Origin of the sequence: Streptomyces sp. FH025, from assembly GCF_017427025.1 — a bacterium.
In the GTDB taxonomy this organism is placed as follows: Bacteria; Actinomycetota; Actinomycetes; order Streptomycetales; family Streptomycetaceae; genus Kitasatospora.
Genome location: NZ_JAFLNG010000429.1, coordinates 1 through 6,749, shown reverse-complemented (window position 1 = coordinate 6,749; position 6,749 = coordinate 1). Strand labels below are relative to the sequence as shown.

Below are 6,749 nucleotides of genomic sequence, written 5' to 3'. Positions count from 1 at the left end.
CCGAGGACGCCGCCCTCGCCGGTCTGTGGCCCGACCGGATGCTGTCGCTGCTGCGCACCCCGGCGACCGAGCGCCGACTGGCCCCCGACCTCTCCGCGCCGGAACGGCCCGGGGCCGCCGCCGATCCGGACCGGGTGCTGGAACTCGCGCTGCTGGTGGGCGAGTTGCTGCTGGCCAGCGGTGAGGCGGCGGAGGACGTCGAGGCCGCCATGCTCGCGGTCGCGCGCGCCTACCGGATCCACCCGTGCGACCCGCAGGTCACCTTCACCCGGGTGGCGATCTCGTACCAGCCCGGCTCGCCCGAGCCGTCGCTCTCCGCCGAGTGCTCCGTGCGCCGCCCGGCCGGCGACTACGCGCGGCTGGCCGCGGTCTTCCGGCTGGTCACCGAGATCGCGGCCGGCGGCGTCGGTGTCGGTGACGCCCACGACCGGCTGGTGGCCGCGCACCGGCGCGGCCGCCGCTACCCCGGCTGGATCCCGGTGCTGTCCTCCGGCCTGCTGTCCGGGGCCGCGACCCTGATGGTCGGCGGGCGGGCCGACGCCCGGGCCTGGCTGGTGTTCGTCAGCGCCGTCGTCGCGGCCCTGGCCGGTGACCGGCTCTCGGCGCTGGTGGCGCGGCACGACCTCCCGGCGTTCTACCAGTTCGTGGTGGCCGCGGCACCGGCCGCCGTGATCGGCATCCTGATGTCGTTCAACGGGCTGCAACTGCGCGGCTCGGTGGTGATCACCGGCGGGCTGTACGCGCTGCTGCCCGGGTGGCCCATGGTGGCGGCGGCCCAGGACGGCCTGGCCGGCTACTACCTCACCGCCGCGGCCCGGCTGCTGGAGGCCCTGTACCTGATGGCCGGTGTGGTGATCGGCGTCATGACGGTGCTCTACTTCGGCGTCAACAACGGCGCGGACCTCGCGGCCCAGGCCGGCCCGGCCGGGGCGGTGAACCCGCCGCTTCAGCTCGTGGCGGCGATGCTGCTCACCCTGGCGTTCGCGGTGCTGCTGAACACCGAGCGGGGCAACCTGCCGGCCGTCCTGCTCAACAGCGGCGCCGGCTGGTCGACGTACGGGGTCCTGGTCAACGCCGGCGGGGAGCCGATCATGGCGACGGGGATCGCCGCCGGGCTGGTGGGCCTGTTCGGCCAGCTCATGGCGCGGTACCGGGGCAACTCGGCGCTGCCGTTCGTCACGGCGGCGCTGGGGCCGCTGCTGCCCGGGTCGGTGCTGTACTTCGGAATGCTCGCCTTCGTCCGGGGCGAACCCGAGATCGGGCTGAGCGGCGCCGGGCGCGCCGTCGCCACGGCGATGGCCCTCGCCATCGGCGTGAATCTGGGCCGGGAGCTGGCCCGTCTGTTCCTGCCCGCGCCCCGGGCCGTCGCCCCCGGGCGCCGGAGCGGCGGCCGCCACCGCCGCTGAGGGCGCTGCGAACGGTGGTGCGGGAGGGGCGGGGGATCGGGACGGGTAGTCTGGCCAGGTCGTGCCCGGTCGGCGAGGTGACCGGGCCGGAGGAACGGTGCGGGCCGGAGGCCCGCAGGTGGAGACCCCTGATGACTCGTCGTTTTGACTGCTCGGACGCGTCCGAGCGCGCAGCCGGCCTGCGCGAGGCCGTGGCGGCGGTGCGCCGCGGAGAACTCGTCGTCCTGCCCACGGACACCGTGTACGGGGTGGGCGCGGACGCCTTCGCGCCGGAGGCCGTCGCCCGCCTGCTGCGGGCCAAGGGGCGGGGACGGAACATGCCGTCGCCGGTGCTGGTGGGCTCGCCGGAGGGCCTCGACGAGCTGGTCGAGGTGACGGAGCGGGCGCGGAAGCTGGTCACCGCGTTCTGGCCCGGCGGGCTGACGGTGGTCGCCCGGCACCGGGCGTCTGTCGAGCTGGACCTCGGCGAGACCGGCGGCACGGTCGCGATCCGGATGCCCGCGCACCCGGTCGCCCTCGAACTGCTCGCCGCCACTGGTCCGTTGGCGGTCTCCAGCGCCAACCTGACCGGGCACGACTCCCCGCAGGACTGCGCCGCGGCCGAGGGCATGCTGGGCGACTCGGTGGCCGTCTACCTGGACGGGGGTCCGACCGCGGCCGCCGTGCCGTCCTCGATCGTGGACGTCAGCGGCGAGCTGCCGGTCCTGCTGCGGGCGGGCGCGATCAGCGCCGAACGGCTCCGCGAGGTCGTGCCCGACCTGCGGGAGCGCTCGTAGGGCGTGTCTTGCGGGTCCTTGCCGGGTCCGACGAAACCCGCAAGACACGCCCTGCCCCTCACCGACCCCGGCGCAGCAGGTAGGTTCCGGAGGCGGCGGCCAGCAGGGCCATGCAGGCGGCGAAGACCAGGCCGGCGTGGGCCAGGCCGGCCGGTCCGGCGAGGAGGCCGACCCCGATGACCGGGATCGAGATGCCGAAGTAGGCGACGACGAAGAGCGCCGAGAGCGCGCCGCCCCGGTGCTCGGCCGGGCTCGCGGTGGCCACCGCGCCGACCGCGCCGCGCAGGCCCATGCCCTGGCCGGCGCCGCCCACCAGGGCCGCGAGCACCAGGGGCGGGAGGGCGCTCCAGGCGAGCGAGGCGGCCAGCAGGGCGAGCCCGGCGATGAGCACCAGGCAGCCCAGGGGCACCGCTCGCGCGGTGCCCAGCCGGGGCACCAGGAGCTGGCCGAGGGTGGAGGCCAGGAAGACCGTGAAGACGACGAGGCCGACGACCGCGCGGTTGTGGACGCCGAGGTCGCCGCCGAGGAACGCGGGGCTGACCGAGGTGAACAGCCCGAGCAGCGCGAAGCCGGCGAACGCGGCGACCCCGGCCGGGACGAACACCCGGCGGACCTCCGGCGGAAGCGCGGGCCGCACGGGCCGGGCGGTGCGCAGCCGGCGGGCGCCGGTGACCGTCTCCGGCAGCCGCAGGACGAGGGCGGACGACGCGGCGAGCAGCACCAGGTGCACGGCGAACGGCAGCGCCAGCGGGTGCGGCGCGTACTGGGAGAGCAGGCCCGACAGCAGCGGTCCGCAGCCGAGCCCGCCCATGTTGGCGGCGGTCGCGACGAAGCCCGCGCGGGCCCGGTGCTCGGGCGGGGCGAGCTCCAGCACGTACGCGGTGGCGGTGCCGGTGAACAGACCCGCCGACAGCCCGGACAGCAGGCGGCCCAGGCAGAGCAGCGGCACGCTGTCCGCGGCGAGGAAGACGAGGGCGCTGCAGGCCGCCGCGATGAGCCCGCAGAGCAGGACGGGGCGTCGCCCGACGGTGTCGGAGACGTTGCCGACGAGCAGCAGGACGCCGATGACGCCGACGGCGTAGACGGCGAAGACGACCGTGACCGTCAGCTCGGAGAAGCCGATCCTCTCCTGGTAGAGCCCGTAGAGCGGAGTGGGCAGGGTGGTCCCGGTCATGCAGACGGCGAAGGCGAAGGCGGCCATCAGGTAGCCCGCGCGGGTGCGGACGGGCCGAACAATCCGATGATCGGTCATTCATTCACGATAGGTGCCGAACCCTTCCGTGCCCACGCGGAAAGTGCTCTGCGGGAGCGGCCGGAGCTGCTCCCGCAGGGCGCAACCTACTTGGTGATCCAGGTGCCCTGAGTCGGGTTCCAGTGGATGGTGGCGTTCTGGAAGTGCTGGGCTTTGCCGCCGTTCTCGTCGACTTCGTCGGTGGTGGGGTAGCCGAGGGTGGCTTCGCGGCCGTTGGTGGCGAAGGCGTCGTGGATGGCGTCGTGGAGTTCGTGGGTTCCGGTTTGGGGGGACCAGAGGAAGAGGCCGTGTTCGAAGTACTGGTAGCGGCCTCGGGTGCCGTTGGGGGCTTTGGCGGCGTCGGCTTCGTCCATGGTGGGGAAGCCCCAGCGGCGTTCGGCGTCGGTGGCCCAGAAGGCCCTGAGGATGTCGCCGTAGACGGGGTGGGCGTCGTCGGGGTGCCAGATGATGATGCCGTTCTGGAACTGCTGGAACCGGCCGCCGAGGGAGGAGTCGCGCTCCCCGGTGACGGGCGCGCCGAGGACGCCGCCCGCTCCGCCCATGGCCGCGTACTTGACGCCGATCGAGCCGTACGGGGCCAGGTCGTCGAGCTGGTTGTACCGGCGGGGCGAGAAGCCGCGCAGCCCGTTGGTCCAGGTGTCCTCCTCGGCCACGTGGCCGTAGTCGATCTCCTCGCGGACCACCGGTTGGGTGTGCGCGTCGTCGGCCCAGCGGACGAACAGGCCCACGTGGTCGGTGCCGCCGGAGTCGCGGAGCAGGGCGTCACCGGGCTGGAGGTCCGAGGCCGCGATGTCGGTCGTGACGTTCCACAGCTCGTTGGTGATCAGGTCGCGGCTCAGGTTCCAGGCCATGGCGACGTAGCCCGAGCAGTCCTTGCGGTGGCAGCCGTACTGGTTGGTGTAACAGCTGTTGTTGTCGTACGGCACCCGCGCGTCGATCCAGGACTGCGCGCGGTCCAGGACCTCGCCCCGGCCGATCGGCCCGTCGGGGTCGGAGGCGACGGAGGCCGCGGAGGCCGCGGAGGTGACCGAGGCGGTGGAGGCCACGACGGCACCGGCCGGGGCCGTCGTGCCGAGGCCCGTCGCCGTCGCGGCGGACAGCAGCAGCGCCGCGACGCGGGCGGCGTGACGCCGGATCCGGGGTGGCAGGGGTCGGAGATGGGTCGGCATGAGTCCGCCTTCCGGTGTCTACGGGGTGGTGATCCAGGTGCCCCGGGTGGGGTTCCAGTGGATGGTGGCGTTCTGGAAGTGCTGGGCTTTGCCGCCGTTCTCGTCGACTTCGTCGGTGGTGGGGTAGCCGAGGGTGGCTTCGCGGCCGTTGGTGGCGAAGGCGTCGTGGATGGCGTCGTGGAGTTCGTGGGTTCCGGTTTGGGGGGACCAGAGGAAGAGGCCGTGTTCGAAGTACTGGTAGCGGCCTCGGGTGCCGTTGGTGGCTTTGGCGGCGTCGGCTTCGTCCATGGTGGGGAAGCCCCAGCGGCGTTCGGCGTCGGTGGCCCAGAAGGCCCTGAGGATGTCGCCGTAGACGGGGTGGGCGTCGTCGGGGTGCCAGATGATGATCCCGTTCTGGAACAACTGGAACCGCCCGCCCAGCGAGGAGTCCTCCTCGGCGCGCACCGGCGCCCCGAGCACGCCGTTCGCCCCGCCCATGGCCGCGTACTTGTCGCCGATGGTCCCGTACGGCTGGAACGCCTCGTCGCGCTGCGTCCGGGCGATGCCCTCGGCCTGGTCGTAGCGGTCCGGGAACGCCGACCGCTGGACGGCCTGGGCGAGTTGGCCCGCGGTGCCGCCCTGGTTGTCGGGCTCCATCTGGAGGGCGACCTCGAAGAACTTGCCCGCCGCGTAGTCGACGTTCATGATCTGCTCGGGCGTCCCCCAGCCCTGGGAGGGGCGCTGCTGGAAGACGCCGAGCGAGTCCCGGTCGCCGCAGGCCAGGTTGTTCATGTGGGACTCGACCCAGCCGGTCTCGAACCCGGCCAGCATCACCTTGCCGTCCACGTTCATCCGCTGGCCGACCTCGTACACCTTGCGGGTGATGGCGATGTCGCGCTCCGGCGGGATGTCGCAACCGGCCTCGGCCAGGGGGCGGTGGGCCAGCGGGCCGGGCACGGGCGGTGCGGTCCCCGCCCCGGCCGGGTGGGCCGAGGCGGTTACGGCCGTGGTGGCCAGCAGGGCGGCGGACGCCAGGACGGCGAGTCGGGCGGTGCTGCTGCGCATGCGTCGTCCCCTCCGGGTCGGTCGGTGCGGGCCGGTCACGGGTTGATGCCGTCGTACTGCAGCACCCGGTACGGGGACTGGCCCTGCTGCCCGTTCCACTGCGAGGCGATCAGGGTCAGGGAGGTGGCGCTCGCGCTGCCGGGGTGGATGTAACCGCCGTAGAGGAAGGGGAGTTGGGGGCGGCCCCAGTGGCTCGGCGGGAAGGTGTTGTTGCCGGCGATCTGGACCTTGGGCGCCGTCCACACCGCGTCCGGGCGGGCGGCGGTGCGGGTGCAGATCGAGTAGTCGGTCACGTCGAAGTAGCTCATGCAGTAGGTGCCTCCGATCCGCTTGACGGAGAACTCCCCGATGGCGTTGCCGGAGAGGATGACCGACGGCGGGGCGGCCGTGGTCCACTGCCAGGAGCCGTTGACGTAGGCCCAGTTCTGCTGGGCGCCGAAGTTGCCGGCCCGGAAGTCGTTCGGCTGGATCCGGAAGAGCTGGATCGCGCCGCCGTCGCCGGTGTTGCGGTGGGTGCCGTTCCAGCGCTTGGAGAAGATGTAGAGCCAGCCGTCCGGGTCGATCCCGGCGAAGGACCACATCCCGTACATGGACTGGTTGTTGCCCTGGGTGTCGCCCGCCCAGTGGTACGGGTAGTCCTGCCAGGTCACGCCGTAGTCGTCGGAGTACGCCACCCCGGACATCAGCGAGCCGTCGTAGCCGGCCGGCGGGGTCCAGGTCGCCACCGAGGTGTACTGGATGTAGGTGCGGCCGCCGAACTCGATGCAGTCGTTGGGGATGCGGCTGAACTCCCAGCCGTAGCCGTTGTCCGTCTGGTGGTTGTAGTTGAAGAGCTGGCGGGCCTGGCCGCCGGTGGGCATCGCCCAGGTGAAGGAGATCGGCGAGCCGCCACTGGCGTCGAAGTTCGCCTGCGCGAGCATCACCGGCGAACCGAGGTACGGGTCCTGCTGGGCCGGGTTGGCCCAGGAGTCGCCGAAGACGTAGCCCCAAGTACCGTCGTGCTCACGGAAGTACGGGATGCCGAGGTCCCCGGAGCCGAGCCCCTGGGCGTTCGCCGAGTCGCCGGGGGTGTCGCAGAGCGGGGTGCCGTTCTGGGCCAGCA

Annotated in this window: 6 protein-coding genes; 2 read left to right on the top strand and 4 right to left on the bottom strand. The window is 73.0% G+C overall.

Features of this window, described 5'->3' with window-relative positions; translation table 11 throughout:
• The coding region (locus tag J0670_RS25925) for a threonine/serine exporter ThrE family protein (RefSeq protein ID WP_207814085.1) at positions 1 to 1,406 on the top strand (1,406 nt) is incomplete at its 5' end.
• Between the two features lie 131 nt (positions 1,407 to 1,537).
• Positions 1,538 to 2,182 carry an L-threonylcarbamoyladenylate synthase gene (locus J0670_RS25920; RefSeq protein WP_207814084.1) on the top strand — a complete coding sequence of 215 codons (645 nt, stop codon included), beginning with the start codon at positions 1,538 to 1,540 and terminating at the stop codon, positions 2,180 to 2,182.
• 58 nt (positions 2,183 to 2,240) lie between these two features.
• Here the strand turns inward: J0670_RS25920 and J0670_RS25915 are convergent, their stop codons facing one another.
• The 4 genes from J0670_RS25915 to J0670_RS25900 form a co-directional block, all read right to left on the bottom strand.
• Positions 2,241 to 3,434 (bottom strand): MFS transporter, encoded by a 1,194-nt coding sequence (locus J0670_RS25915; RefSeq protein ID WP_207814083.1) that lies wholly within the window; start codon positions 3,432 to 3,434, stop codon positions 2,241 to 2,243.
• 86 nt (positions 3,435 to 3,520) lie between these two features.
• Positions 3,521 to 4,603 carry a hypothetical protein gene (locus J0670_RS25910; protein ID WP_207814082.1) on the bottom strand — a complete coding sequence of 361 codons (1,083 nt, stop codon included), beginning with the start codon at positions 4,601 to 4,603 and terminating at the stop codon, positions 3,521 to 3,523.
• An 18-nt stretch (positions 4,604 to 4,621) separates the two neighbouring features.
• Positions 4,622 to 5,647 (bottom strand): LGFP repeat-containing protein, encoded by a 1,026-nt coding sequence (locus J0670_RS25905; RefSeq protein WP_207814081.1) that lies wholly within the window; start codon positions 5,645 to 5,647, stop codon positions 4,622 to 4,624.
• 35 nt (positions 5,648 to 5,682) lie between these two features.
• A complete protein-coding gene (locus J0670_RS25900; RefSeq protein ID WP_207814080.1) occupies positions 5,683 to 6,747 on the bottom strand; it encodes a DUF4185 domain-containing protein in 1,065 nt (354 codons plus the stop codon).
• Positions 6,748 to 6,749: the final 2 nt, after the last annotated feature.

Bases quoted from the DNA above. Each gene is read 5' to 3' on its own strand.
- J0670_RS25920 (WP_207814084.1), top strand. From the start codon at position 1,538: ATGACTCGTCGTTTTGACTGCTCGGACGCGTCCGAGCGCGCAGCCGGC.
- J0670_RS25915 (WP_207814083.1), bottom strand. From the start codon at position 3,434: ATGACCGATCATCGGATTGTTCGGCCCGTCCGCACCCGCGCGGGCTAC.
- J0670_RS25910 (WP_207814082.1), bottom strand. From the start codon at position 4,603: ATGCCGACCCATCTCCGACCCCTGCCACCCCGGATCCGGCGTCACGCC.
- J0670_RS25905 (WP_207814081.1), bottom strand. From the start codon at position 5,647: ATGCGCAGCAGCACCGCCCGACTCGCCGTCCTGGCGTCCGCCGCCCTG.